Annotated in this window: 21 protein-coding genes and 1 riboswitch; of the genes, 10 read left to right on the forward strand and 11 right to left on the reverse strand. The window is 71.3% G+C overall.

What is annotated here, in order from left to right; translation table 11 throughout:
- Window positions 1-114: 114 nt before the first annotated feature.
- On the forward strand, window positions 115-1,485 hold the full coding sequence (locus tag G5C60_RS06645; protein WP_165255589.1) for an NAD(P)-binding domain-containing protein: 1,371 nt from the start codon (window positions 115-117) through the stop codon (window positions 1,483-1,485).
- A 9-nt stretch (window positions 1,486-1,494) separates the two neighbouring features.
- On the opposite strand, the gene G5C60_RS06650 is transcribed toward G5C60_RS06645, so the two are convergent.
- Window positions 1,495-2,346 carry a bifunctional 5,10-methylenetetrahydrofolate dehydrogenase/5,10-methenyltetrahydrofolate cyclohydrolase gene (locus G5C60_RS06650; RefSeq protein WP_165255591.1) on the reverse strand — a complete coding sequence of 284 codons (852 nt, stop codon included), beginning with the start codon at window positions 2,344-2,346 and terminating at the stop codon, window positions 1,495-1,497.
- A gap of 23 nt (window positions 2,347-2,369) precedes the next feature.
- A riboswitch (ZMP/ZTP riboswitch) is annotated at window positions 2,370-2,456 on the reverse strand.
- An 87-nt stretch (window positions 2,457-2,543) separates the two neighbouring features.
- On the reverse strand, window positions 2,544-2,915 hold the full coding sequence (locus G5C60_RS06655) for a nuclear transport factor 2 family protein (RefSeq protein ID WP_165255594.1): 372 nt from the start codon (window positions 2,913-2,915) through the stop codon (window positions 2,544-2,546).
- A 241-nt stretch (window positions 2,916-3,156) separates the two neighbouring features.
- On the opposite strand from G5C60_RS06655, the gene G5C60_RS06660 reads away from it, so the two are divergent.
- The 3 genes from G5C60_RS06660 (at window position 3,157) to G5C60_RS06670 (ending at window position 8,146) form a co-directional block, all read left to right on the forward strand.
- Complete coding sequence (locus G5C60_RS06660) at window positions 3,157-3,723, forward strand: DM13 domain-containing protein (RefSeq protein ID WP_165255596.1); 567 nt, start codon at window positions 3,157-3,159, stop codon at window positions 3,721-3,723.
- Window positions 3,724-3,919: 196 nt separating this feature from the next.
- The gene (locus G5C60_RS06665) at window positions 3,920-6,823 is read left to right on the forward strand and encodes a SpoIIE family protein phosphatase (protein ID WP_206439170.1); all 2,904 of its coding nucleotides are present in this window, start codon (window positions 3,920-3,922) and stop codon (window positions 6,821-6,823) included.
- A gap of 81 nt (window positions 6,824-6,904) precedes the next feature.
- On the forward strand, window positions 6,905-8,146 hold the full coding sequence (locus G5C60_RS06670) for a serine hydrolase domain-containing protein (RefSeq protein ID WP_241266558.1): 1,242 nt from the start codon (window positions 6,905-6,907) through the stop codon (window positions 8,144-8,146).
- A gap of 37 nt (window positions 8,147-8,183) precedes the next feature.
- Here G5C60_RS06670 and G5C60_RS06675 read toward each other — a convergent pair whose 3' ends face one another.
- Together G5C60_RS06675 and G5C60_RS06680 are read right to left on the reverse strand one after the other, a co-directional pair.
- Window positions 8,184-8,471: a DUF1876 domain-containing protein gene (locus tag G5C60_RS06675; RefSeq protein WP_165255602.1), complete on the reverse strand. Its 288-nt coding sequence runs from the start codon at window positions 8,469-8,471 to the stop codon at window positions 8,184-8,186.
- A gap of 177 nt (window positions 8,472-8,648) precedes the next feature.
- A complete protein-coding gene (locus G5C60_RS06680) occupies window positions 8,649-9,110 on the reverse strand; it encodes a CBS domain-containing protein (RefSeq protein ID WP_165255605.1) in 462 nt (153 codons plus the stop codon).
- A 372-nt stretch (window positions 9,111-9,482) separates the two neighbouring features.
- Here G5C60_RS06680 and G5C60_RS06685 point away from each other — a divergent pair, with 372 nt between their 5' ends.
- From G5C60_RS06685 to G5C60_RS06695, 3 genes are all read left to right on the forward strand, one after another.
- Window positions 9,483-10,424, forward strand: coding sequence for a pectate lyase family protein (locus G5C60_RS06685; RefSeq protein WP_241266559.1), 942 nt, complete (start codon window positions 9,483-9,485; stop codon window positions 10,422-10,424).
- Window positions 10,425-10,617: 193 nt separating this feature from the next.
- Window positions 10,618-14,364, forward strand: a complete 3,747-nt coding sequence (locus G5C60_RS06690) for a substrate-binding domain-containing protein (RefSeq protein ID WP_165255609.1) — start codon at window positions 10,618-10,620, stop codon at window positions 14,362-14,364.
- 109 nt (window positions 14,365-14,473) lie between these two features.
- A complete protein-coding gene (locus G5C60_RS06695) occupies window positions 14,474-15,457 on the forward strand; it encodes an aldo/keto reductase (RefSeq protein WP_165255612.1) in 984 nt (327 codons plus the stop codon).
- A 30-nt stretch (window positions 15,458-15,487) separates the two neighbouring features.
- Here G5C60_RS06695 and G5C60_RS06700 read toward each other — a convergent pair whose 3' ends face one another.
- Window positions 15,488-16,366, reverse strand: a complete 879-nt coding sequence (locus G5C60_RS06700; protein WP_165255615.1) for a LysR family transcriptional regulator — start codon at window positions 16,364-16,366, stop codon at window positions 15,488-15,490.
- Between the two features lie 83 nt (window positions 16,367-16,449).
- On the opposite strand from G5C60_RS06700, the gene G5C60_RS06705 reads away from it, so the two are divergent.
- Entirely contained in the window at window positions 16,450-17,532 is a 1,083-nt protein-coding gene (locus G5C60_RS06705) for an alpha/beta fold hydrolase (protein WP_165255618.1), read from the forward strand.
- Between the two features lie 20 nt (window positions 17,533-17,552).
- On the opposite strand, the gene G5C60_RS06710 is transcribed toward G5C60_RS06705, so the two are convergent.
- The 3 genes from G5C60_RS06710 to G5C60_RS06720 form a co-directional block, all read right to left on the reverse strand.
- The gene (locus G5C60_RS06710; RefSeq protein WP_165255620.1) at window positions 17,553-18,362 is read right to left on the reverse strand and encodes an SAM-dependent methyltransferase; all 810 of its coding nucleotides are present in this window, start codon (window positions 18,360-18,362) and stop codon (window positions 17,553-17,555) included.
- 189 nt (window positions 18,363-18,551) lie between these two features.
- Window positions 18,552-19,157 carry a response regulator transcription factor gene (locus tag G5C60_RS06715; protein ID WP_165255622.1) on the reverse strand — a complete coding sequence of 202 codons (606 nt, stop codon included), beginning with the start codon at window positions 19,155-19,157 and terminating at the stop codon, window positions 18,552-18,554.
- The gene (locus tag G5C60_RS06720) at window positions 19,154-20,410 is read right to left on the reverse strand and encodes a sensor histidine kinase (RefSeq protein WP_165255624.1); all 1,257 of its coding nucleotides are present in this window, start codon (window positions 20,408-20,410) and stop codon (window positions 19,154-19,156) included. Before G5C60_RS06720 ends, G5C60_RS06715 begins: the two co-directional genes overlap by 4 nt.
- 157 nt (window positions 20,411-20,567) lie before the next feature.
- On the opposite strand from G5C60_RS06720, the gene G5C60_RS06725 reads away from it, so the two are divergent.
- Window positions 20,568-20,981 (forward strand): hypothetical protein, encoded by a 414-nt coding sequence (locus tag G5C60_RS06725; protein WP_165255627.1) that lies wholly within the window; start codon window positions 20,568-20,570, stop codon window positions 20,979-20,981.
- A gap of 65 nt (window positions 20,982-21,046) precedes the next feature.
- The gene (locus tag G5C60_RS06730) at window positions 21,047-21,637 is read left to right on the forward strand and encodes a hypothetical protein (RefSeq protein ID WP_165255629.1); all 591 of its coding nucleotides are present in this window, start codon (window positions 21,047-21,049) and stop codon (window positions 21,635-21,637) included.
- A 13-nt stretch (window positions 21,638-21,650) separates the two neighbouring features.
- Here the strand turns inward: G5C60_RS06730 and G5C60_RS06735 are convergent, their stop codons facing one another.
- From G5C60_RS06735 to G5C60_RS06745, 3 genes are all read right to left on the reverse strand, one after another.
- Window positions 21,651-22,565 carry a cysteine peptidase family C39 domain-containing protein gene (locus tag G5C60_RS06735; protein WP_165255631.1) on the reverse strand — a complete coding sequence of 305 codons (915 nt, stop codon included), beginning with the start codon at window positions 22,563-22,565 and terminating at the stop codon, window positions 21,651-21,653.
- Between the two features lie 126 nt (window positions 22,566-22,691).
- Window positions 22,692-25,022, reverse strand: coding sequence for a beta-L-arabinofuranosidase domain-containing protein (locus G5C60_RS06740; RefSeq protein ID WP_165255633.1), 2,331 nt, complete (start codon window positions 25,020-25,022; stop codon window positions 22,692-22,694).
- A 15-nt stretch (window positions 25,023-25,037) separates the two neighbouring features.
- Window positions 25,038-25,997, reverse strand: coding sequence for a glycoside hydrolase family protein (locus G5C60_RS06745; protein ID WP_165255635.1), 960 nt, complete (start codon window positions 25,995-25,997; stop codon window positions 25,038-25,040).
- Between the last annotated feature and the right edge of the window lie 11 nt (window positions 25,998-26,008).

Raw genomic sequence — 26,008 nt, forward strand, 5'->3', positions numbered from 1 at the left:
CCCAGCCCCCCCCAGACCCCTCGATTCGACGAATGTCTATGTTGACGGTTATCGAATCAGCTGCCATGCTGGCGACGCAAGCCATCGACAGATGTCGAAACAAGAGGAGTCGCTGTGAACGCGCCCATCACCCCCGAACTGCCTGTCGTGGTCGTCGGGGCCGGCCCGATCGGTCTGGCCGCCGCCGCCCACCTCATCCAGCGCGGCGTCGAGCCGCTGGTCCTGGAGGCCGGTTCGTCCGCCGGAGCGGCGGTGCGCGAGTGGTCGCACGTGCGGCTCTTCTCCACCTGGGGCGAGGTCACCGACCCGGCCGCCGAGAAGCTGCTGGCCCCCACCGGCTGGGTGAAGCCCGACGGCACGACGTATCCCTCGGGCGGCGACTGGGCCGAGTTCTACCTCCAGCCGCTCGCCGAGGTACTGGGCGAGCGGGTCCGCTTCGGTGCCCGGGTCACCGGCGTCTCGCGTGCCGGGCGGGACCGGGTGGTCGACGCCGACCGTGAGAAGCGGCCGTTCACCGTGCACGTACGGAACGCCGACGGCACGGAGGAGCGGATCACCGCCGCCTCGGTGATCGACGCCTCCGGCACGTGGGGTAGCCCGAGCCCGGCAGGCGGCGACGGTCTGCCCGCGCTAGGCGAGAAGGCAGCCGCCGACCACATCACCTACCGGGTCCCGGATCTCAAGGACCCCGCCGTACGGGCCCGTTACGCAGGCAAGCGCACCGCGGTCATCGGTTCCGGCGCCTCCGCGTTCACCGCCCTCGCCTACCTCGCCGAGCTGGCGAAGAACGAGCCGGGCACGCACGCGGTGTGGATCCTGCGCCGCGGCATCAGCGGCTCCACCTTCGGCGGCGGCCAGGCCGACCAACTCCCGGCGCGGGGTGCGCTGGGCCTGCGCGCCAAGGCAGCCGTGGAGGACGGGTACGCGAGCGCGGCCACCGGCTTCCGCACGGCCGCCGTGGAGCGCGACGGTAGCCAGCTGGTCCTCGTCGGCGAGGACGGCCGCCGCCTCGACCCGATCGACGAGGCGATCGTTCTGACCGGCTTCCGCCCCGACACCGCGCTCCTGTCCGAGCTGCGCCTGAACCTCGACGAGCGACTGGAGGCCCCCGTCGCCCTCGCCCCGCTCATCGACCCGAACGTCCACTCCTGCGGCACCGTCTACCCGCACGGCGCCAAGGAGCTCTCCCACTCCGAGCAGGACGTCTACGTGGTCGGCATGAAGAGCTACGGCCGTGCCCCGACCTTCCTCGCCATGACTGGTTACGAGCAGGTCCGCTCCGTCGCCGCCGCCCTGACCGGAGACCAGGAGGCCGCCGAGCGCGTCGAGTTGACCCTGCCGGAGACCGGAGTCTGCGGCGGCGCGGGCTTGTTCGACGAGCCGGGGACCCCGGAGAACACAGAGCAGTCCGGAGGCGGCTGCTGCGCGACCCCGACCACCCTGCAGATCGGCATCGGCGCCCCGGCCTCCTCCGGCGGCTGCTGACCGCGCTGATCACACCTCGAGCTGCCGGGCGGCGGCGCGCACGGTCTGCTCCAGCAGCGTGGCGATCGTCATGGGGCCGACCCCGCCCGGCACCGGAGTGATCAGCGAGGCCCGCTCACGGGCGCCGTCGAAGTCGACGTCGCCGACGTTGCCCGGGTTGTAGCCGGCGTCGATCACCACGGCGCCCGGCTTGATGTCCTCCCCGCGGATCAGCCTGGGCCGCCCCACGGCGGCCACCACGATGTCCGCCTCCCGCACGATCGACGACAGCTCCGCGGTCCGAGAATGGCAGTACGTCACCGTGGCGTCGCGGCCGAGCAGTAGCATGCCGACCGGCTTGCCGAGGATCGCACTGCGGCCCACCACGACGGCACGCTGCCCGGCCGGGGCGACGTCGTACTCGTCGAGCAGCCGCATGATGCCGCCGGGCGTGCCGGACACGAAACCGGGCAGCCCGAAGCTCATCGCGGAGAAGGAGGCCAGAGTCACCCCGTCGACGTCCTTCTCCGGAGCGATCGCCTCGAACGCCGCGCGCTCGTCGATGTGCGCGCCCACGGGGTGCTGCAAGAGGATGCCGTGCACATCCGGATCGCGTGACAGCGCACCGAGCGTGTCCACCAGTTCCGCCGTCGTGGTGGCGGCGGGCAGCGCCACGTACCGCGACTCGATACCTGCCTTCCGGCAGCGGTTCCGCTTCATACGGACGTACGTGACGGAAGCCGGATCCTCACCGACCAGAACCGTCGCCAGACAGGGCGCCGTGCCCGTCCGCTCGGTGATGTCCGCCGCCTGCTTGGCGGTCTCCTCGACGATGCGCCGCGCGAGACCGGTGCCGTCCATGAGTCGAGCGGTCCTGGACATGAGTTCCTCCTGAGCGTCGCTGCAACAATCGCCCAGGCGCACGGCATCGACCCATGAGGTGGACCGCTCCCCGGTGGTGCTCCACCTCAGCGCCAGTCACGGTCCGCGACCAGCCTATCCGGGTGGGTCAGGATCGGACGAGAGGGCCCGGGTCCGACGAGACGTGACCCGGACCCTCGACAGGTCCCTGTCCCTGCCTACCCTTCGTCGTCCCATTCCTGGAGCAGTGTCTGGTCGACGATCTTGCCGTTCCGCAGCGCCACCATCGAGGTGGCGAGGACCTTGACGCCGTCGGGGTACTCGCACGACTCCGTGTACGCGAGGTGGTCGCCCTGGACGACGCACTGTTCCAGTTTGTGGGTCATGTCGCGGTTGTACACGTCGTTGAGCATCTCGCTGATCTGCTCGCGACCGTGCATGACCTTCGGGTGGCTGGGCTGGGTGTTGCGGTCGACGACGCGGAACTCCGCGTCGTCGGCGTACAGCGACAGGAGTGCCGTCGCGTTGGGGCCTTCAATGGCCTGGCGCAGGGTTTCGGTGTTGAAGCCGGGGGCTGCCGCTGTGCCCATGATGAACCTCCTTGTGGACCGCCTCCGAAGGCCGCGGCCCGACGAGGAGCGGGCCGCGAGCGGGCTCTCCCTTCGAGGCTCCTCCCGCTCGGGGGCCACAGCAAGCGCAGCCGTCGCGGTGCCCCTGGAGCCTGGGGCGCCCCGGGTGCCGTAAGCCTTCCGTCATCTCTTGATCGGTGCCATGCGGTCGTGGGTTGGCTTGAATGGGGGTTCGAGAGGTTTGACCTTGTAGAAGGCAGGGGTGGGGCGTGTGCGCAAGGTGCTGAGCAGACCGGTGGCCGTCGGCTTCGTGGTGGCGGCCGTCGTGGCGGTCGGCGCGGGGCTGTACTGGTTCCAGCCGTGGAAGGCGTGGCAGGACGAGACCGTACGGGAATCCCTGCCGACGGCCGCTGCCACGCCGACACCCGCGGCCGAACCCTCGAAGGCCGCCTCCGCGTCACCGGAACCGGCCGGACCGGAGACGCTGGCGCGCGGCGACCTGATCAGCCACGAGCACACGACATCCGGTACGGCGAAGGTGGTGCGGCTGGCCGACGGCTCCCACGTACTGCGGCTGGAGAACCTGGACACCAGCAACGGCCCGGATCTGCGTGTCTGGTTGACCGACGCACCGGTGAAGAAGGGGGAGGCAGGCTGGGCCGTCTTCGACGACGGCAAATACGTCAGCCTCGGCAAGCTCAAAGGGAACAAGGGAGACCAGAACTATGTCCTGCCCGCCGACGTCGACCCGGCCGCGTACACGAGTGTGAGTATCTGGTGCGACCGTTTCGACGTGTCGTTCGGCGCGGCGGAACTGGCCCGCGCGTAAACGGTCAGGATGCTGCGAACGGTCAGGATGTTGTTGACCTATGGCCGCGGTTTGCGGGGCCTGGACCTACATGAGTCCAAAGCTGTGATTTGTATCACATTGGGACTAGGGTGAAAGTGCCTGGAGGACTCCCGCCGGGAGCGAGCCGAGTGGCGGTACGCGACGGGGCCGACTCCGGGCGAGGGAAGTGATCCCTTTGTCCGTCGCCTGGGACGACATCGGCGGGCTCGTCGATGCCCACGAGCGTTTCCTGGCCGGTGTGCGGGTCGACTCGGACGTCCGGAGCCCGGTGCTCGACTCCTGGAAGCGGTGCAGGTCCGCGGGGGTCGAGCCGCACCGCCTCGTGGTTCCGTACGCCTCGGACCTGGCCTTGGACGAACGGTTCCTGCGGGCTGCCGACCCGGTGCTGAAGGACCTGGCCACGGCGCTCGCCCATGTGAGCATGACGGTCGCGCTCTGCGACCCGCAGGCCCGCATGGTCCAGCGCCTCGGCGGTGACCGGCGGCTGCGCGAACGCCTCGACGAGGTGAGTTTCGCTCCCGGGTTCGACGCCTCCGAGCACACCGCGGGCACCAACGGCGTCGGCACGGCGCTGGCGGAACGGAGCCCCTGCTACGTAGTCGGCCGTGAGCACTTCGCCGACTGCCTGCAGCCGTTCGCCTGCGCGGGCGCCCCCGTCCGGGACCCGCTCAGCGGACGCATCGAGGCCGTCCTCGACATCACCTGCCTGCGCGACAACGGCGACCCCGCCATGCTGCGGCTGGTCCGTGAAGCCGTCCGCGACATCGAGGCGCGGCTGCTGGAGCAGGCCACGGCACGCGAGCGTGCGCTGCTCGCCGCGTACCGGCGGGCCCGCCACACCATGGGCGGCGACGGCGGATGGCCGGGGCAGCCCGAGTACGCGCCTTCGAGGCACGGGGAGCACGGGGACACCCACAACGGCGGCGACCTCCGCCCGGTCGACCTGGCCCTGCTGCGGGAGAAGGCCGAGGCGCTCATCGCCTCGCCGCACCGCACCCTCGACGAAGTGGCCCTTTCCGGCGGTCGCATCGCCACTCTGCTGCGTCGCGAGGTCAGGGGAGCGGCGGGGGAGACGGGCGTCGTCGTCGAGGCCCGCCTCCTCGACGGACTGCGACTGCGCCATCCCGCGCTCACCGCGCCGGCCGCGCCCGCCCCGTCGGCCGACCTGGCGTCGCTGACCGTTCCGGCCCTGCCCGTCCTGCCACCGCTGCCTTCCCTGGTGCCGATGACGGCCGGAACGCCCCCTGTCGTCGTACGTACCGCCGTACCGCCGCCCCCACCGACGCCTCCCGCGGTACGGCCGGAACCGCGGGGACGGGACGGAAGCAACGGGGACAGCAGTGGCGCAGGCACCGACGGCTGGCCGCTGCTCGTCGGCGAACCCGGCGTCGGCCGGCTGGCCGTACTGGCCCGCAGGCGCCTGGAGTTGCTGCACGACGCCGGTGTACATATCGGCACCACCCTGGACGTCACCCGCACCGCGGAGGAACTGGCGGAGGTGACCGTCCCCCGGTTCGCCGACTTCACCGCCGTCGACCTGCCCGACTGCGTGCTGCGCGGCGAGGAGCCGGAGCCGCTCGGCGCGGACATCCAGCTGCGCCGGATCGCACTGGGCGCCGTGCACGAGGAGTCCCACCTGTACGGCGTCGGCGACGCTGTCCGCTACGTCCCCTCCACACCGCAGGCCCGCAGCCTGGAGAACAGGCAGTCCGTGCTCGAACCCGTACTGGCGGAGGCCGGCGGCTGGATCGCCCAGGATCCGGAACGGATCGAACGGGTACTCACGGCGGGCGTCCACTCCCTGATCACCGTGCCGCTGCGGGCCCGGGGCACGACCCTCGGCGTGGTGTGCTTCTACCGCTCCGAGCAGCCCGCCCCCTTCGAGGACGACGACCTGTCCCTGGCCCAGGAGCTGGTCGGCCGCGCCGCGATCTGCATCGACAACGCCCGCCGCTACACACGCGAGCACAACACCGCCCTCGCCCTGCAGCGCAGCCTGCTGCCCCGCGGCAGGTCCGAGCAGAACGCCGTCGAGGTCGCCTACCGCTATCTGCCCGCCCAGGCCGGGGTGGGCGGCGACTGGTTCGACGTCATCCCGCTGTCCGGCGCCCGGGTGGCGCTGGTGGTCGGCGATGTGGTCGGGCACGGCCTGCACGCTGCCGCCACCATGGGCCGGCTGCGCACCGCCGTGCACAACTTCTGCGCCCTGGACCTGCTGCCCGACGAACTCCTCACCCATCTCGACGACCTGGTCGGGCGGCTCGACCGGGGCGAGGGCTGGGCCGTGGAGAACGCCCAGCCGGATGCCGGAATCGTCGGCGCCACCTGTCTGTACGCCGTGTACGACCCCGTGTCCCGGCGCTGCACCCTCACCCGCGCCGGGCACCCGGTCCCCGCGGTCGTCGGACCCGACGGAGTGGTGGACTTCGTCGATCTGCCCTCCGGGCCGCCGCTCGGGCTCGGTGGGACGCCCTTCGAGACAGTGGAGCTGGAACTGCTTGAAGGCAGCCAACTCGTGCTGTACACCGACGGCCTGATCGAGGACCGGCACCGGGACATCGACGCCGGCCTTGACACCCTCCATGCCGTCCTGGCCTGTGCCGACCGGGCGCCGGAAGACACCTGCGAGGCGGTCCTCGACGCGCTGCTCCCGAGCCGGCAGAGCGACGACGTGGCCCTGCTCGTCGCCCGCACGCGAGCGATGGGGCCGGAGCAGGTCGCCCAGTGGGAGCTGCCCAGCGACCCGGCAGTCGTCTCCCGCTCCCGCGCGGCGGTCACCGAGCAACTCGCCGCCTGGGGCCTCGACGAACTGGCCTTCACCACCGAACTCATCGCCAGCGAACTGGTCACCAACGCCATCCGGCACGCGACCGGCCCCGTTCTACTACGGCTGCTCCGCGACCGGGCGCTGATCTGCGAGGTCTCCGACGGCAGCAGCACCTCGCCTCGGCTGCGCCGTGCCAGGAACGAGGACGAGGGCGGGCGCGGGCTCTTCCTCGTCGCCCAGCTCACCGAGCGGTGGGGAACCCGTTACACCACGAACGGCAAGATCATCTGGACCGAACAGCCACTTCCGTGACCGGAACGGGGGACAGCCCTACTCCGAAGGCTCGGGTTGGCCGGATGGGCCAAGGAGTTGACGCTCCGTAACGTCTGATCCATGGGATCGAAGACACGCGAGCGGTTCGGTCGGTCGGCACGGATCAGGATGACGTTGGCCGTGGCGGGGGTCGGCGTGATCGGGGTGGCCACCCTGCTGGGGTCCGGCTCCGGGGCCCGGGGCGCCGATGCCGATCCGGTGTCGCGCGGCCAGTTCCAGCGGGACGCCGACGCGGTCCGGGACACCGGCGCCACCGGTCTGGCGGCCCGGGCGCGAGACACGTCCGGCCGGGACACGACGGTCAGGTCGGGCGTCGCCGATCTGAAGCAGGGCGGGTCCGTGCCGTTCGACGCCTACTACCGGGTCGGCAGCGACACCAAGACCTTCGTGGCCGTGGTCGCGCTCCAACTGGTCGCCGAGGGCACCCTGAGCCTGGACGACACCGTCGAGCAGTGGCTGCCCGGAGTGGTGGCCGGGAAGGGCAACGACGGAAGCCGCATCACGCTCCGTAACCTGCTGCAGCACACCAGTGGGCTGGCCGACTACACGGACATCCTCTTCGAGGACCCGGCCGAGCTGACACCCGAGCGCTTTCGCGAGCAGCGCTTCACGGTACGCACGCCCGAACAACAAGTCGCGCTGGCCATGACGCGGGCCCCCGGTTGGCTGCCTGACGCCGGCGACCCGGGGGCCGAGACACGCTGGGCCTACTCCAACACCAACTACGTCCTGGCCGGGATGATCATCGCCGAGGCCACCGGTCATCGCTGGGAGCAGGAAGTCCACGAGCGCGTCATCGAGCCGCTGGACCTGCGCCACACCATGACCTTCGGCACCTCGCCCTACATGCCCCGGCCGACCGCCTCCGGCTACGTCCAGTTCCCCGGCCGCGACGACCTCACCGACACCACGCTCTCCGTGGCCGGTGGCGCGGACGGCAGCATCGTCAGCACCACCGCCGACATGAACACCTTCCTGCGTGCCCTGATGGGCGGACGGCTGCTGCCCTCGGAGCAGCTGGCGCAGATGCGCACCACGGTGCCGGACTCCGGTGAGGGCGGCATCGACGGAGCCCGCTACGGGCTCGGCATCGTGTGGCGTCCGGTCGAGGGTTGCCCCAAGGGGGTCTGGTACCACGGCGGCACGTCCATGGGCACCGTCTCGGAGGGCGCCGTCACCCCGGACGGAAAGACCTCGGCCGCCGCGGCCGTCTTCACGACCCGCTTCGGCGACGAGGAACGCTTCCTCCGGCAGAGCGAGGCCACCATCGACCTGATCGACCATGCGGTCTGCGGCCGTTAGCGCGGCCGTGTCCGCCGTGTCTGCCGTGCCCCCCGTGTCACGGGTGCGGGTGCGCCGGTGAGTGCGTGGCCTCCTCGATCTCGTGAGCGGCCTTGCGCAGCAGTCGTCGGGCCAGGTCGTTGAGTGCCCTGGCCGCGGCGAGTTCCTCACCGACCTGGGCCTGGTCCGGATCGTCGGGATTGCGCCGGGCGTGTCCGTGGGTCGTCAGCCGCGTGGTGTCGGGCAACTGCAGGGTGGCGGTCGCCTCGCTCTCGGTGTCGGACCGGTCGATGTCCAGGTCGATATGCCAGTTGAGGTGTGCCTGGTGTGCCTGGTGTGCCTGCATGGCGCTCACCCCTTCGCACACGCCGATGTTCCGTGCAGCCGTGACGAGTGCCCGAATCCCGGGGCCGTATGCGTCGGACGAACCCCGTTGCCGAGGAAACCCCTGCCGCCACATTGGTCACGCGAGGGCGAAGTAGCGCAGCCATACGTAGGCGAGGGCGAAAGCCACGGCCGACGCTCACGACACGGCGACGAGCAGCCGGTCCAGCAGATGCGAGGCGGTGATCACGCCGAGCAGCCGCGTACCGGCCTTGTCCTTTTCGACGACCGCCACCAGCGGGCTGCGCACCTGCGCCATCTGCGCCGCGACTTCGAGGGCGGTGTCGTCCGGCGCGGCGACCGGCGGCGCGGGCACGGACTTGGACAGGCAGTCGCGTACGGTGCGCCCCTTGAGGGCCTGGCACAGCCGGTCGGCGTGGCGCTCGTCGACCACCGCGGCCAGCGTCGGATCCTCGATGACGTACTCCGGCACCAGGATCTTGATCATCTGGGAGGCAGGCAGGATCGCCCTCGGGGCGCCCTGCTCGTCGACCACCAGGAGGGCGGGCAGCCGATGCCGGGCCATCAACCGTGCCGCCTCCAGGGCGTCGGTGTCGACATCGACCGTCTCGTACTCCACTGCCAGGTCACGTGCCCGCACGATCGGCTCCTGTCTCGTTCGTTGTCCCGCCGTCCCGCCGTCCCGACGCCGGACAGCGGAAAAGCCCCGCACTTCTGATTGTCGCTCTTCCACGGCGAGGCACGGCGGCCGGCGTTCGGCGACCGGCCCGGGGGAGCCTTGATGCGCGGGGGAGCGAGGATCGCAATCCCGCACCTCCCCGCTCCCACATCCCACATACCGCATCCCGCTGCGCGCAATAGTCCACACAGCCGCCGTCATCGTCCACAACCGTCGCTCTAGCATCGTCCACAGCCAGCCGCGCGGCTCAGGTTCAGGTACGTGTACATCACGCTCTCCAAACCCCCACGGATGGAGAAACCCATGCGCAGGACGAGCGCAAGGTTCACATTGATGAGCGTCGCTGCCGGTACGGCCGCCGTGCTGGCCGTGACAGCGGCGACCACCGCCAACGGAGCCCCGGCCGAGCCGGCCGGGGACCAGGCGGCCGCGGCCGCGGGCCCCATCGGCTTCGGCGCAGGTACGACGGGAGGTGCGGGCGGCAGCACGGTCACCGTGTCGAACGCCTCCGCCTTCACCTCGGCCGTGCAGAGCAGCAGCCCCACGATCGTCAAGGTCAACGGCACCATCTCGCTGAGCGGCATGACGAAGGTCGCCTCCAACAAGACCATCGTCGGCGTCGGCACCTCCGGCAAGATCACCGGCGGCGGCCTGAACGTCAGCAAGGTCAACAACGTGATCATCCAGAACCTGGCCCTCTCGGGTTCCGGCGACGACGCGATCAACGTCGAGTACGCCGAGAAGGTCTGGATCGACCACAACGACATCTCCGGCGCCAAGGACGGCGGAGTCGACATCAAGCGGGCCTCGAACAACATCACCGTCTCGTGGAACCGCAGCCACGACCAGGACAAGAACATGCTGCTGGGGCACTCCGACGACAACGGCAGCGAGGACAGCGGCAAGCTGAAGGTGACGTACGACCACAACTGGTTCGACGGCACCAACCAGCGCAACCCGCGGGTCCGCTTCGGCAACCCGGTCCACGTGCTGAACAACTACTTCAGCAACGTCGGGTCCTACGGCGTGGCGTCCACCGAGGGCGCGGGCGTGCTCGTCGAGGGCAACTACTTCGAGAACACCGAGGACCCGTTCCACCTCGGCGAGGGCGACTCCGGGCCCGGCACGCTCGTGGCCAAGAACAACCACTTCGCGGGCTCCGGGTCGGGCCAGGCCGGCGGCAGCGTGGCGAGCATCCCGTACAGCTACACCGCGGACCCCGCCTCCGGCGTGAAGGCCGCGGTCATGGCGGGCGCCGGCGTCGGCAAGATCTGACGCACCATCTGATCCGGTACACACCGGATCGTCACCGCGCGGCGCCGCCTCGCCGCAGCGGACACCGGGGCAGGACCTGCGGACGAGCCGTGCCGCAGGTCTTGCCCCGGTAAGCGCTTTCCCCTACGTTCCTCCACCCGACGGGACATCCCCGGACAGCAGCCCGGGAGCACCCCTGACGAGTGAGGCACACATGGCGGAACAGGGACCCGCCGGAGCCGCTGGGCGGCGGGAGGTACCGGATCGGCTCACGATCGGCCTTGTCACGGCGAACATCCATCTCGGTGTCGGGGCCACGTTGTGGTCCGGAGCGCTGAGGGCCGCGGAGCGTGGCGACGTGAACCTCGTCTGCTTCCCGGGAGGGCAACTGCGCCCGGGCGGCGAGGCATCGCGCAGCGCACTGTACGAACTGGTCGGCCGGACAAGGCTGGACGGCGTCGTCTGCTGGACTTCCACCCTCGGCCTGCCGGCGTCCGGCGACCACGCCGAGCGGCTGCTGCGGTCGCTGAGGCACCTGCCGGTCGTCAGTCTCAACCACGCCCTGGAAGGCGTGGACGAGCACGAGACCCTGACACTGGACTCGTACGCGGGTATGCGGGAGCTCGTCGGCCATCTGGTCGCCCGGCACGGCGTGCGTCGGCCCGCGTGCATCCGCGGGCCGCTCACGAACCCGGTCTCCTTCGGGCGGTACCGCGCCTACACCCAGGCCCTGGCCCAATACCGGCTGCCCTCGGAACGCTCCCTCGTCTGCGCCGCGGGCGACTTCACGGCGGGCGCCGGCGCCTCGGCGATGCGGGTGCTGCTGGACGCGCGCGGGCTGCGGCCCGGCATCGACTTCGACGCCGTGGTCGCGTGCAGCGACGTACTGGCGGCGGACGCGCTGCGGCTGCTCGCCGAGCGGGGCATCCGGGTACCCGAGGACGTCGCCGTGGTCGGCTTCAACGATTCCCCCGAAGCCCGGCTGTCCGAGCCGCCGTTGACCTCGGTCTCGCTGCCCTTCGCGGAGCTGGGCGGGCTGGCCGTGGACACCCTGGTGGCCCGGCTGCGGGGCGGGCCCGCACCGGACCGTACGGCGGTCGCGGGCGCCGTGGTCGTCCGCCGCTCCTGCGGATGCCCCTCGCCGCTGGTGGCGCAGGCGTCGGTGCGCGGCCGGTCGTCGTCGGTGCACGGCCGGTCATCCTCGTACGGCGACGAGCCCGCACCGTCGGCCGTGCCAGAGACGACCGCGGCCGTGGCCGGGGAGGACGGCCCGTGGGAGGAGGTCTTCGCGGCTCTTCCGTACGCCGGGCGGGAGTTGGCGGAGGCGTTCCGGGCGGATGTGGCTCTCGCAGCCGGTCCCGCAGCCGGTCCCGCAGCCGGTCCTGCAGTCGGCGCCGAGCCCGCGGTGGCGCGGCGCACCGCGAAACCGGTCGATGGCGCACCCGGCGCCCAAGGTTTCCTGCCCACGCTGGAGCGCCTGTTGGGGCAGCAGGTCCGCAGGCCGGACACGGTGGCGGCGTGGGAACGGGCCCTGCTGGAGATCCGTGACGAGGCGGTGCGGGGCTTGCCCGAGGCGGCGCGGGTCCGCGGCGAGCGGCTCCTGGCACAGGCACGGCTGCTGGCGGCCGACGCGTCCCGGCGGCTGCTGGAGTACGAGCGGTGGGTGGATGCCCGGGAGGCGTCCCGCCTGCGGGAGTTCGGCACGGCGCTGGCCACGGTCGTCGATCTCGACGGGCTCGGCGAGGTGCTGGAGCGGCACACGGCGGCGGGTGGGCTGCCGGGTTGCCGCGTGGTGCTCTACGAGGGCGCCTGGGAACGCGTCTCCGGGGCCGGCCGCGGTCTGGCGCGGGTCCTGCCGGTCCCGTCCGAGCGCTCCCCGGGCGACCATGGCGGCACTCGCCCCGAGCCGGGTCCGTACGGCCCGTACCCGGCACAGCTGCTGCTTCCCGACGAACTGCTGCCCAGGGTGGACCGGTTCACCTTCGTACTCGAACCCCTGCACGTCGGGGACGAGCAGCTGGGTTTCGCCGTCTTCGAATCCGGTACGGGGCACGAGGCGGACCGGCGAGGGAGCCTCTACCGGGCGCTGGGTGACCAGATCAGCGCCGCGTTGAAAGGGATCAGGCTGTTCGCGGAGGTGCGCCGCGCCCGCGATGCCGCGGAACAGGCGAGCACGTTCAAGACACGGCTGCTGACCCAGGTCACCCAGGAGCTGCGCGGACCGCTGGAGGAGATCCGGCGGCATGCGGCCGACGACACGGGTGGGGCCGAGGCGCTGGAGCGGGTCCATCGCGATGCCGACCGGCTGCTGCGGCTGGTCGACGATCTGACGGAGTGGTCCCGCACCGGGACGGACGAACTCGGCCTGGGCCGACGGCTGATCGACCCGCGTCCCGTACTGGTGGAGGCGTTCGGCGCCGTCGCCGCCACGGCACCGGGCGGGGCCGACTGGTCACTCGTACTGCCCCGTCGGCTGCCCGCGGTGCTCGCCGACCGCGAACGGCTGTCGAAAGCTGTCTGTCATGTACTGGACGCCGCGGCACGTGCCGACACACAGGGGGGCGTGGTGCTGACGGCGCGCACCGCTCCGACGTCCGTCCGGGTCACCGTGACCGCGGTGGCCGATCCGTCCGCCGACCCGCCGGCGGGCGAGGCCGAAGGGGCGGGCCTCGGGTCGGCCACAGCACGGCGCCTGGTGATGCTGCACGGTGGTTCGTACGCGGTCGGCGACAGCCCGCCGCACATCCGGCTGACCGTGGACCTGCCGCTCCCCGCGTCGCCGGGGCCCAGGACACCCTGGGCCGGAGCCGGACGCACCCTGCTGGCCGTCGGTACGGGCCGGCCCGCCGAGGATGTCACCGCCCTCGCCAGGCAGCACAGGCTACGGCTGCGCCCGCTCGACGCGTCCGCAGACGGCGCACCCGCCCCGCTCACCGGTGAGCGCACGGTGGCGGCGGTGGTCTGGGATGCCGAGGCCGCCGGGCCCGAGGAGTGGCGGGCGGCACAGCGTCTGCACGACGATCCGGCGCTGAGCGGCACACCGTTCGTGCTGTTCGGGGTGACGGGCGACGACCTCGCGCAGGCGCTACGGGGACAGCGGCCCGCGAACGGCCCACGGCCGGTGATCGTGGTCGACGGTTCGACGCTGTCGCGGGAACGTCTGAGACGTTCGGCGGCCACCGCGTTACGCGGCCACCCGGTCCGTGCCGCCGCCGACGGCACCACGGCACTCGCTCTGATCGCCGACGAGGAACCGCACCTGGTGATCACACAGAGGACGCTCGCCGACATGGACGGGTTCGACTTCGTCGACCGGATACGGGTCGCGGAAGGGCGCCTCTCCGAGGGGCGGCTTGCCGAAGGAGGCTTCGAAGGGGAGGGGCCGGCCGGAGGACGGCTCGTCGGAGGGCGTACCCCCTGCCCCGTACTCCTGCTCAGCGCCGAAGGATTCACCCACACCGACGCACACCGCGCCAAGTCCCATCCCGGTCTCCTCCTCCTCGACCGCGGCATCCTCAGCCCGGATGAAACCGCCCGTCTCGTCGCCGCGATGACGCGCGACCGGACGACGGCCGCCGGACGGAACCGGGCTCTGGTCCACCAGGCCCTGGTCTGTCTTCAGACGCACTACCGTCACCGGATCTCGCGCTGGCAGATCGCTCGGGCGGTCGGAGTCAGCGCCGACCACCTGGGCCGGCTCTTCCACCAGCAGTACGGCCTCACGGTGTGGGAGTACCTCACGCGCCTTCGCATCCAGCGGGCGTGCGAGCAGCTGCGCGGCAGCGAGGACAGCATCCAGAGCGTGGCCCGGGCGGTGGGTTTCACCGACCGGGCGTACTTCAGCCGCGTGTTCCGCAGGGTGACCGGCGTCGCGCCGCACGCCTACCGCACGGCCGCGTCGACGGCCGGCCCTCGGCCGCAGGAGGCGGACGGGATTCTGATTGAGAAGGCAGGGTCATGAATGCGTGCGGGTTCTCGTGTTGGACGGGCGATCTTCTCAGGCCCGATGCTGGAAGCTCGTCACCTCACTGAGCCCCACGGGCACCACGGCGCGACTGAAAGAGATCATCATGGAACAGCGGGTATTCGGCAGGACGAACCAGAGGGTCTCCGTCGTCGGCCTCGGCACCTGGCAGCTGGGCGCCGACTGGGGCGAGGTCAAGGAGGAGGACGCGCTCGCCGTCCTTGACGCCGCGGTCGAGAGCGGCGTGACCTTCTTCGACACCGCCGATGTGTACGGCGACGGGCGCAGCGAGCAGCTCATCGGCCGTTATCTGCGCGAACGCCCGGACGCCGACCTCCTCGTCGCGACGAAGATGGGCCGCCGCGTGGCGCTGGACCCGGCGCTCTACACCCTCGACAACTTCCGTGCCTGGACCGACCGTTCGCGGACGAACCTGGGCGTGGACACCCTCGATCTCGTACAGCTGCACTGCCCGCCCACCCCCGTCTACTCCTCGGACGCGGTCTTCGACGCCCTGGACACCCTCGTCGAGGAGCAGCGCATCGCCGCGTACGGGGTGAGCGTGGAGACCTGTGAGGAGGCGCTGACCGCGATCGCCAGGCCCGGCACGGCCAGTGTGCAGATTATTTTCAACGCGTTCCGGCTCAAGCCGCTGGAGGCGGTGCTCCCGGCTGCCGCCGAGGCGGGCGTGGGCATCATCGCGCGCGTTCCGCTGGCCTCCGGGCTGCTGTCCGGCAAGTACACGAAGGAGACCGTCTTCCCGGCCGACGACCACCGGACGTTCAACCGGCACGGCGAGTCCTTCGACCAGGGCGAGACGTTCTCCGGCGTCGACTACGAGTCGGGGCTCGAAGCGGCCGCGGAGTTCTCGGCGCTCGCACCTGAGGGGGCCACCCCGGCCCAGACCGCGCTGCGCTGGATCATCCAGCAGCCCGGCGTGACCTCGGTCATCCCGGGCGCCCGTTCGCCCGAGCAGGCTCGGGCGAACGCGGACGCCGCCGCCCTGGCGCCCCTGCCGGACGCGACACTCGACGCCGTACGGGAGCTCTATGACCGCAGCATCCGGGCGCAGGTCCACCACCGCTGGTAGCCGCGGGCGACCAGGGACCGACGGCGGCCGTCAGGCCGAGCAAAGGATGTCCAGCGCCGCCAGGCACGCGGGGGAGTGAGGGGTCTCGGGCCACGCCGCCGCCAGGTCCACCAACGGCGGGTCGGCCAGCGGGCGGAAGACGAGCCCCGCACGGGTGATTGCCTGCTGGGACGCGGGGACCAGCGCGAGGCCGGTGCCGGCGGCCACCAGGGCGGTGATCGTCTGCATCATGACCGCTTCCTGCACCACCCGAGGGTGACTGCCTCCCCGGCCGCGGCAGTACCCCGTGATCAGGTCGTGCAGCCACGCCCCCTTCTCGCGGGGGAACAGGACGAAGGGCTCACCCCGCAGATCCGCCGGGGTGAGCCGCTCGCGCCCGGCGAGTGGGTGCCCCTCGGGCAGCGCGGCCACCAGCGGCTCCCGGACCACCAGCCGGATCCGCAGCCCCTGTACGGGAGGCGACGGCGGGCGCAGCAGGCCGAGGTCCAGCTCGCCGCGTCCGAGAGCGGCCACCTGCTCCGCGCTGGTCATCTCCCGCAGGACGAGCCGGAGATCCGGATACCGCGCGCGCAGCACGGGCAGTGCGCGCGGCAGCAGTTCGTCCGTGGCGGAACCGACGAAACCGAGGGTGAGCTGCCCGAGCTCACCGGCAGCCGTACGCCGTGCCGTTCGCGCCGCGCGGTCGGCGCGGGTCAGCGTCTCCCGGGCCTCCCGCAGGAACGCGGCCCCCGCCGGGCTCAACGCCACCCGGCGCCGGTTGCGGATCAGCAGTTCCACGCCGAGCCCCGCCTCCAGACGCTGTATCTGCTGGGAGAGAGCGGGCTGGGCGATCCCCAGGCGTTCCGCGGCGCGACTGAAGTGCAGCTCCTCGGCGACGGCCACGAAGTATCTGAGCTGGCGCAACTCCATGGACTCAACTTATAGGCAACAGCGATTACTTGATATGCGGTGATTGATTGATTGTCTCAGTGGCCCTTCCTAGCGTCGCCCCCATGCGCAGACGACACTTCCTGGGAATGACGGGCGCCGCGGGCGTGGCGACGGTCGTGGGGACCGCGGGCCCCGCCGTCGCGAGGACGGACGCCGACGGCGTCGTACGAACCGATCTGTGGGCGAAGGGCGAACAGGGGCGGCGGATCCACGTCCGTGAGGTCCTGGCCGCGGACCGTGCCGGCGACCGGGACCGGGATGCGACGCCGTTGCTCGTGGTGCACGGTGCGCGGCCCGATGGCGTGGCGGCGTTCGACCTGCCCGTTCCGGGCGGCTCCCTGGCCGCCGACCTGGCTCGGGCGGGACACGCCGTCTACGTCATGGACCTGCGCGGCTTCGGCCTCTCCGGCTACCCGCCCGAGATGAGCCAGGACCCCGAGGCCAACCCGCCGTTGGTGCGGTCGGACGCGGCGGTGTCCGACATCGACACCGCCGTCGCCCTGGTCCGCCGCCGCCGGGGCCGTCGGCCGGCCGCGTTCGGCTGGGCCACCGGCGGCCACTGGGTCGGCATGTACGCCGCGCTGCACCCGGACCGGATCTCCGACGCGATCCTCCTCAACACCCTGTACTCCGGGACGAGTCCATGGCCGCTGCAGAGTGAACTGGAGGACCCGGACCGCCCCGGGCACCCTCGCCCGCAACCCGCCTGGCGGGCGGTCACGGCCGATGCGCTGACGTCTCGCTGGGACGCGGGACTGGAAGGGGAGAACGCCGACGCCCGACGCGATCCGGCGGTACGGGACGCCTACCGCACCGCCGCGTTGCGTGTGGACCCCACCAGCGCCGACCGCACCCCGCCCAGCTTCCGCAACCCCACCGGCCCCCTCGTCGACGCCTTCTACCTGGCCCAGGGACGGCAGTTGTACGACGCGAGCCTCATCCGTGCCCGTACGCTCGTCCTCCGCGGCGAGAACGACTTCTGGTCACGCCCCGAAGACAGCGAGCGGCTCGCCGAGCACCTCACGAGCGCAGGGTCCGTACGCGTACGGACCCTGCCCGGTGCCTCGCACTTCCTGCATCTGGAGCGCAGCCGGTACGGCCGGGGTCAACTGCTCGACGAGATACGGTCGTTCCTCGCCCCCTGACCGCGGGAGTCGTCGTTCCGCTACGGCTTGCGGCCCACGCCGCCATAGGCGTCGACCGTCGACACGCCGGAGTCCGGACGCCACTCGGTGACCGGGACGACGCCGGGCTCGGCCAGTTCGAGGCCGTCGAAGAACCCGGCGACCTCCTCGACGCTGCGTACGTAGTACGGAACGGCCCCGCTCTCGTTGTACGCGTCCGAAGCGGCGATCATGCCCTCGCTGGTGGCGGTGCTGTCGCTGATCACCAGGTAGCTGCCGGACGGCAGACCGGCCATGAGGCGCCCGACCAGCTCCCGGGCCTGCTCGTAATCGGCCACGTGGCCAAGGGTGTTGAGGATCATCAGGGCGACGGGCTGCGAGAGGTCCAGCGTGCTCGCCGCCGCCTTGAGGATCTCCTCGGGCTCGTAGAAGTCGGCGTCGATGTACGCCGTCTCGCCCTCGGGCGTACTGGTGAGCAGCGCGCGGGCGTGGGCCAGCACCATGGGGTCGTTGTCGACGTACACGATCCGCGCGTCCGGGGCCACGCGCTGGGCCACCTCGTGGGTGTTGTCGGCGGTCGGCAGGCCGGTGCCGATGTCGAGGAACTGCCGGATGCCCTGCTCGCCGGCCAGGTGGCGGACGGCACGCCCGAGGAACAGGCGGCTCGTGCGCGCCACGTCCACGAGGCCCGGGAAGATCTCCTTGATCTGGTCCCCGATCTCGCGGTCCACCTCGTAGTTGTCCTTGCCGCCCACGAAGTAGTTCCAGAAACGTGCGGAGTGCGGCTTGCTCGTGTCGATCCGGGCACGAATCTCGGCAGCAGCGGCGAGCTGGGGATCTTGATCGGACACGAGAGTTCCTCCTGCACATTGTTGTTCGGTCAACGAACACCAACTTAGTCGAACGTCCGGCTCCCGACTGACGCCCTGGCAGGCGAACTCAGCCGCACCCTATGGGTTTTGGCCATGTGAGCCGCCGTCAGGCCAATGCGGTGCGGGCGAGGGCGGTGCGGGCGAGGGCGGTGCGGGGGAAGGCCCGGCTCAAATCCAGCCCTGCTGCCAGGCTTGATGGGCGGCGGCGTGGCGGGTGGGGGCGCCCAGCTTGGACATGGCCGCGGAGAGGTAGTTGCGGACCGTGCCCGGTGCCAGATGGACCTCGGCGGCGATCTCGACGACCGACGCACCGGTACGGGCGGCGCGCAGGACTTCCAGTTCGCGGTCGGTGAGGGGGCAGTCGTCCTCGGTCAGCGCGGAGGCGGCGATGTCGGGGTCGACATAGCGACGGCCGGCGGCGATATCGCGGATGATCTCCGCCAGCCGCGCCGCCGGAGTCGTCTTGGGGACGAAGCCGCGTACACCGGCCGCCAGGGCCCGGCGCAGCACCGCGGGCCGGGCATGCCGGGTGACCAGGACGGTCTGCGTGGGCAGTTCGGCGGCCCGGATCTCCTCGGCGGCGCGCAGCCCGTCGGTGGGCGGCATCTCCAGGTCGAGCACGGCGATGTCGGGGCGGTGCTCGTGGGCCAGCCGTACCGCGTCGGTGGACGTGGCCGCCTCGGCGACCACGGTCAGGTCGTCCTCCAGCGCGAGCAGGGCGGCGAGGGCGCTTCTGAGGAGGTCCTCGTCGTCGGCGATCAGCAGCCGGATCATCGCGCCGCCCCCTTCGCGGAGTCGGCCGGGTTCGCTGGGCTCGCCGGATCCGCCGGGTTCGCCGGCAGGGACGCCGCGACCACGAAGCGGTCGCCGTCGTGCTCCCAGGTCAACGCGCCCCCGGCCGCCCCGAGTCGCTCGGCGAGGGTGCGCAGCCCCGTGCCCTCCGGGGAGCCGGGACGGTCGTCGGCACCGTCGTTGCTCACCCGCAGGCGGGCGAAGCCGCCCGCGATCCGGTAGTCGACCTCGGCGTGCCGCGCCCGGCTGTGCCGGAGGACGTTCGTCGTGGCCTCCCGCATCACCAGACCCAGCAGATGGCGGGCGGAGTCCTTGAGGCCGGTCGCGACGGCCGCGGGGTCGATCGCCATCCTGGCGTCGATGTCGGCCGCGGCCAGCACCCGGGTCGCGTTGGCGATCTCGTCGTCGAGCGTCGTACGGCGATAGCCCTGCACCACGGCGCGCGTGTCGCTGAGGGCATCGGCCGCCAGCCGCCGCACCTCCTTCATCTCCGCACCGGCGCGCGCCGCGTCGACCTCCACCAGCCGGGCGGCCAACTCGCTCTTCAGCGCGATCACTTGCAGATGATGGCCCTGGATGTCGTGCAGATCGGCGGCGAACCTCAGCCGCTCGTCCTTGACCGCCAGCTCCGCCTCAAGGCGTCGCGCCTCGTCCAGCCGCCGCGCCGTGTCCCAGGCCCACAGCGGACCGAGCGTCACCCACGCGGTGAAGGCGACGAGCCCGGCCGGGAACAGCGCGGCGTACGGCAGCTCCCCGTCCCCCTCGACCAGGCTGACGACACCCCCCGGCAGGAGCGCGAGAACCACGGCGCCCGCGATCAGCAGTCGCCTGCGGCGTGGCGGGAGGTACGTCGCGACGATCGCCACCACCATGGCGGGCGCGATCGCCCACAGGCCGTAATCGCGCAGGGCCAGCGGGAACACCGCGAGCACAACTCCGGCCACGACTGCGGCAGTCAGCCAGCCCGCGGGCGGCCCGCCGGGGCGCTCATCGGTCACCGGAAGCAGCGCCAGCCGCCGGCTCAGCAGCACCACGCTCGCCACCACCTCGACCACCAGGGCGGCGGCGGCCGGGCCCCGGGCCCAGAGGGCGATGTCACCGTCGAGGACCCAGTCGCCGACCGCGACGACCAGCACGCACGCGATCATGCCCGGCACGGTCCACCACGTGTAGCGGCGGAAACTCGTCAGCCCTGTCCCCGGCCCTGTCCCGCGCTCGATCGCCCCGTCCCCCATCCGGCCATTGTGGCCCAGGTCGCATGACAAATGTCATGCGAGGACGTGACAACGCCATGTGCCCCCATGCGGGTTCGGCACTACTGGCGGGCCTTGCCCCGGCGCAGTCTTGAGGCATCGACAGATACCCCACCCCGGTACCGAGGGAGAGCCCGTCATGCAGGCACAACACACTCAGGCCGCACGACACGGCAAACGGCATTTCGCCCGCCACTACCTGGAGATGCTGGCCGCGATGGTCGTCGGGATGCTGGTCCTCGGCGCCGTGACGAAGGGCGTCCTGGCGCTCGCGGGGGTGGAGTTCTCCGCGAGTCGGTACCCCGAACTCGCCTCCCTGGAGATGGCGTTCGACATGTCGGTCGGGATGGCCGTCTGGATGCGCCACCGCGGTCACGGCTGGGCGAGCACGCTCGAGATGTGCGGTGCGATGTTCGCGCCCCTGCTCGTGCTGTTCCCCCTGCTCTGGCTGGACGTCGTCACGCCGGACTCGATGAGCACCCTTGAGCACCTCGCGATGCTCCCGCTGATGTTCCTGGTCATGCTCCGCCGTCGCCACGAGTACGGCTGCTGACCCGTTCCCTCTCACCGCTTCCCCCCCACCCCTTCCCGTACGACCTCATGACCCGGAGGTTCCTCATGTCCGCCCCGACACCTCACGCGACGCCGGAGAGGCGGCACCCGGCCGCGGCACTCATGCGGCGCTGGCCGACGGCGCTGGCCGTCGCTCTCTCGCTCCCCGGCATGATCGGAGGCGGTTCGGCGGACGTGGCCGACACCGTCGGCGGATTCGGGGAAGCCCTGCCCCTGCTGCCCCTGCTGTATGTGATCGTCAATCAGATAGGGCAGCCCCGGTGGACCTGGCCCCTGCTCGGAGCGGGGCTGGCCGCCATGGTCGCCCTCCGTGCGCTGGACGTCGTGGCCCCGTCCACCGTCTTCGTCGCGCTCGCACTGGTCTTCCTGGTCTGGGGCGCCGTCCGCGGAACCCCGCACGGTCAGGCCACCTTCGGCGTCCAGGCCGTGGGCGCGCTCGTCTTCTGCGGCCTCGCGCTGGCCGGTCTTGCGGTGGATCCGGACCTGGGCCGCTACCTGGTGGCGGCCGGCTGGTTCTTCCACGGCGTCTGGGACTTCGTGCACATATGGCTCGACAAGGTCGTCGCCCGTACGTTCGCCGAGTGGTGCGGTGTCATAGACGTGCTCGTCGCCGTCGAGCTGCTCTTCCTGGTGTAGTCGCGCCACCGGATCACATCAGCGCGGCGGAGAACTCGTCGTAGCCGACCGCCAGTTGCCGCAGCGCACTGGCGGCCGCCGACGTGTCGCCCGCGACGAGGCTGTACTGCACACCGCCGAGCAGCCGCGCCTGGTGGTCGGCGACTTCGGAGCCGCGGGTCTCGCCGATCTCGGCCAGCCAGAGCGAGGCGTCCGCGAGGCGCCGGGTGCCGACCCGGACGGCGAATTCGGTGAGATGGCCGAGGGTGCGGTCATCGAGGCCGGCCTGTACGTCGGCGGCGAGACGTTCCACCGCGGCGGCACCGCCGTCTTTCGAGGGCCTGCGTCCTGCCTGTCGGCCTGTGAGCCAACCCAGCGCGGCGGGCAGGGACCGGCGAAGAGCCGCGGCCAACTCGACCCGCTCGACACGCCGGAAGCCGCTGCGCATGGTGAACGGGCCCGCGCAGTCCGGCAGTTGCTCACGCCAGGCCGCGACGAAGGCGTCGATGGGCAAGGTGGTGAAGGGGAAGCCGCCGGGATCGTGGAAGAGAACCGTACGGTCGTCGACGCCGAGCACTGCTACCCAGTGGTCGCCGCCGTTGGGTGTGCCGGTCGACCCCGGCTGGTACAGGAGCAGGCCGATGTCCACGGGCCCGACCAGTACCGGCCCTCGCTCGGCGGCCTGCCGCAGGCGGCTGACGGCCTCGTCCGCCGTACCGCCCGTGGTGCGGTGGCACGTCCAGCCGAGCAGGCCGATGGCCTGGTCGAGGCCGAGGTCGGGGTTCCAGCCGAGCGGATCGAAGTACGGCAGGCCGCCCTCGATCTGCGCGCCGAACGGCGACCCGGTCAGGACCTCGATCGCGGACGGCGGAGGTGCTTCCGTGTCCAGGACCATGGCGAGCGAATTGGCATAGCAGTACGGGGTCGAACCCCTGAACGCGATCGGCATGCGCCAACCCTGACACTTTCAATTTTTCGCCGCCAGACCTCCTGCCTCCGGCGGGTGGGGCGCCCGCTGTCCAGCACGGCTACGGCTCGCCGCCGGGCCCTGGTCGCGTCCCGGCCCGGGGTCACGTCAGCGCACCAGGCGAACTTCGCGCAGGCGGATGGTGGTTGCGGCGCCGACCGCTTCGAATCGGACCTGGACGGGTCCGGTGGGACGCGTGTCGAGCGGGAACACCTGGGAGATTTCCTCGCCATCGCCATCGCCATCGCCATCGCCATCGCGCTCTGGCGAGGGCGTAATCGTGCCCAGCGCTTGTCCGTCGACCAGCACGCGGGTCGGCCCTGCGCTTCCGTCTGAGAGGTGGACCACCTGAAGCCCTATGGCGGTGCCGTCCGGGTCGGTCAGGCGGTAGGACCACCATCCGGTGGCGGCCCGCCACCTCAGCCCGTCGGTGAGGCCCGACCATGTGTCCTGCCCCAGGAACCGGTGGTCGCTTTCGGGCTGTTGCTCGCCGGCGGCAACGGCGTCAACGGTTCGGTCGTGCAGCGCGAGTGCCGCCTCGTCGGCCGTGCGGAGCTCAGCCCGCCGTTCCTGGAGCCGCCCCGGTTCCGCCACCGGGAAGTAGAGGACGTAGCGGGAGTCGTGGATGCCGGCGAACGGGACGAGGGTGACGGACTCGCCCGGTCGCGCGTCCACATGCTCCAGGGCGAACGCCAGCCGGTCCGGGGCGAGTCGGCGTACCCCGGCCGCCAGGTCGGAGGTGCTGTGCGCGAGCACGACGGGCAGGTGCTCCAGGGGGCGCAACGGGCCGTCGGCGACATGACCCATCCGGGAGTCGTCGGCGAAGAGCCCGACCAGGTCGCTCCGGTCGCCCTCGGCGGCGAGGACGGTGGGTCCGTAGCGGTACGACACCCACGGTGAGCCGTCGGGGAGCAGTTCGGCGCTGATGCGCGGACGAAGGCGCACGGTGACCGTGTCCCCTGCGGACCACCGCTGCTCAAGACGCACGTAGGTCAGGGGCTGTTCGCCTGTCCCGCTGCGTGTCGTGAGTGGGGGCGGTCCGTCCTCGGGCGGTGCGCCGTTGATACGGACCTGCGGCGTCCCTTCGTGCCAGCCGGGGATGCGTATGTGGATCGCCACGGGGCTGGCGGGAGCCTCGCGCACCACGAGTCGCACCTCGTCGTCGTACGGGGCTGTCCCGGTCTGCTCCAGCACCAGGTTCTGTTCGGGCCGGCTGAGTCGGGAGGCGATGAAGAGGTTGACGAACAGGTCGCCGCCCTCGGCGGTGTACACCAACTCGCCGTACTTGGCGTGGTTCTCCAGCCCGGTGCCGACGCAGCACCAGAAGCAGTTGTGGGGCGTCGACACCACGCGGTAGTGGCCCGGCCGTACCGGCGTGAAATACACCAGCCCGCCCTGGGGATGCAGGGACGAGAGGATGTGGTTGACCGTTGCGCGCTCGTAGTGGTCGAGTACCTCGGCGTCGGGCCGTTCGAGGAACAGGGCGCGGCTCAGCTTGAGCATGTTGTAGGTGTTGCAGGTCTCGGGGCCCTCCGGCGACTGGAGCGCGGAGCTGAAGTCGTCGCGGGCGTGCAGGTGCTCGCGTACGGAGTTGCCGCCGAAGGAGAACGTCCGGTGCCGGGTCATGGTCTGCCAGAAGAACCGGGCGGCGTCCCGCAGACCGGGGTCGTCGACGACCTCGCCGAGCCGCTGGTAGCCGACGGCTTTGGCGATCTGGGTGTTGGCGTGCATCCCGTCGAGTACGTCACGGTGCTCGCGCAACGGGCCGAGCAGTGACCTGTCGAGGAACCGCCGGGCCAGGGCGGCGTACCGCTGCGTGCCGGTGATGTCGGCGAGGTCCGCCAGCACCTCGCACATCCCACCGAACTCCGTGCGGAGCATGGCTTCGTGGGTGTCGTCGTCCATCCCCGCCGCCAGCCGGTCCCACCAGTCGGCCAGCCGCCGGACAGCGGTCAGGGCCGGCTCCGAACCGGCGTACCGGTGGGCGTCCAGCAGGCCGGCGAAGAGCTTGTGCAGGTTGTACCAGGGCACCCAGGCGCCACCGAGCTCGAACGAGTCCCGCTCCACCTGCCCCGCGGCGACCCGCTGCCACAGCCGCACGCCGTCGGGAATGCCCCCGACGTAGCCGGTGCCCAGGGCGTCCTGGCACTCGGCGATGCCCTGGACCAGACGCTCGACCATGGCTCTTGGCCGGGGGTCGTCCGTCACCGCGCTCATGAGGGCGGCGCCCGACAACGCGTGCCCGACGGTGTGGCCGTCGAGACCGGAGTTCTCCCAGTTGCCGTAGGACTCGGCGACCGGCGGCAGGCCTGCCTCGCCCCGCAAGGGCGCGAGGAGCCGGTCGGCGTCGAGAGACAGCAGGTAGTCCAGGGCGGTGACCTGCGCGTCCAGGAACGGGCCGGGAAGAAGACGTACCGCGCTGCGGGGGAATGCCTGCATGGGGTGCTTGTTTCCTTAGTTCGAACGCTTCGGCCCTGCGAGAGGGAGGATGGGGGCCTCAAGGATTTCGTCGCGGTCGCACACGAGGGTGTCTCCGCTCACCCGCAGGCGGGCCACCTGGATCGAGCTCCGGCGGCCGTCGTGGTCGTTGTCCGGTGCGGGGGCGTCGCCGGACCGCCTGGGGTGCGAGAAATAGAAGACGAACGCGCCGAGTTCGCTGGTGACGACATCGGCGTGGTAGCCGTACCCCCCGTCGTCCGGGCCCTTGCCGGGACGATCGAGGATGAGTCCTCGCGGTTCCCATGTCTCCAGGTCCCGTGAGTGAAGAACCCGCTGTCCATGCCATTCGTCGATGAGCATCCAGTAACTGCCGCCGAGCTCGAAGACGTTCGGGCCTTCGTGCTTCGAGCACTCGACGGCGGGCCCCCGGACGGTCCACCGCGCCAGATCGTCGCTGTCCGCCGCGTAGGTGTGCGCGTGATCGGCCTCGTCCTTGTACCACATGCGGTAGCCCCCTGTGGGGAGCCGCAGGACGCAGGCGTCGATCACTCGCTCGGAGGAGAGCGACAAGGTGGAACGGTAGGTCCAGGAGAAGAGGTCATGGCTCGTGTAGTGACGGATCACGCGTGCATGGCCCTCCCACCGGGTCGGAACACCGCGGATCACGCTGACGAACATGTGGTACTCGGTGCCGTCGTCGACGATCTCGGGCGCCCAGTAGGTATGCCGCCCGGGCTCGATGTCCAGCCCCTCGGCGATTCCCCGGTACAGCCAGTCGGCACCGCCGTCCGCGGAGGACGCGATCCCGATGTCGGTCCCGTGTATCCAGCTCACGTCGTTCATCGGCGGCGCGTCGGCGCGCCGGCTCGTGTAGAACATCCACCACTCGCCGGCCTGCCGGTTCCAGATGACAGTGGGGTCGGTCGCGCCGTCGTGCATGGGGTCTCGGAACAGGGGTCGGGCAACGGTCGTCATCGGTTCTTCCC

Origin of the sequence: Streptomyces scabichelini, assembly GCF_011045015.1 — a bacterium.
GTDB lineage: Bacteria > Actinomycetota > Actinomycetes > Streptomycetales > Streptomycetaceae > Streptomyces > Streptomyces scabichelini.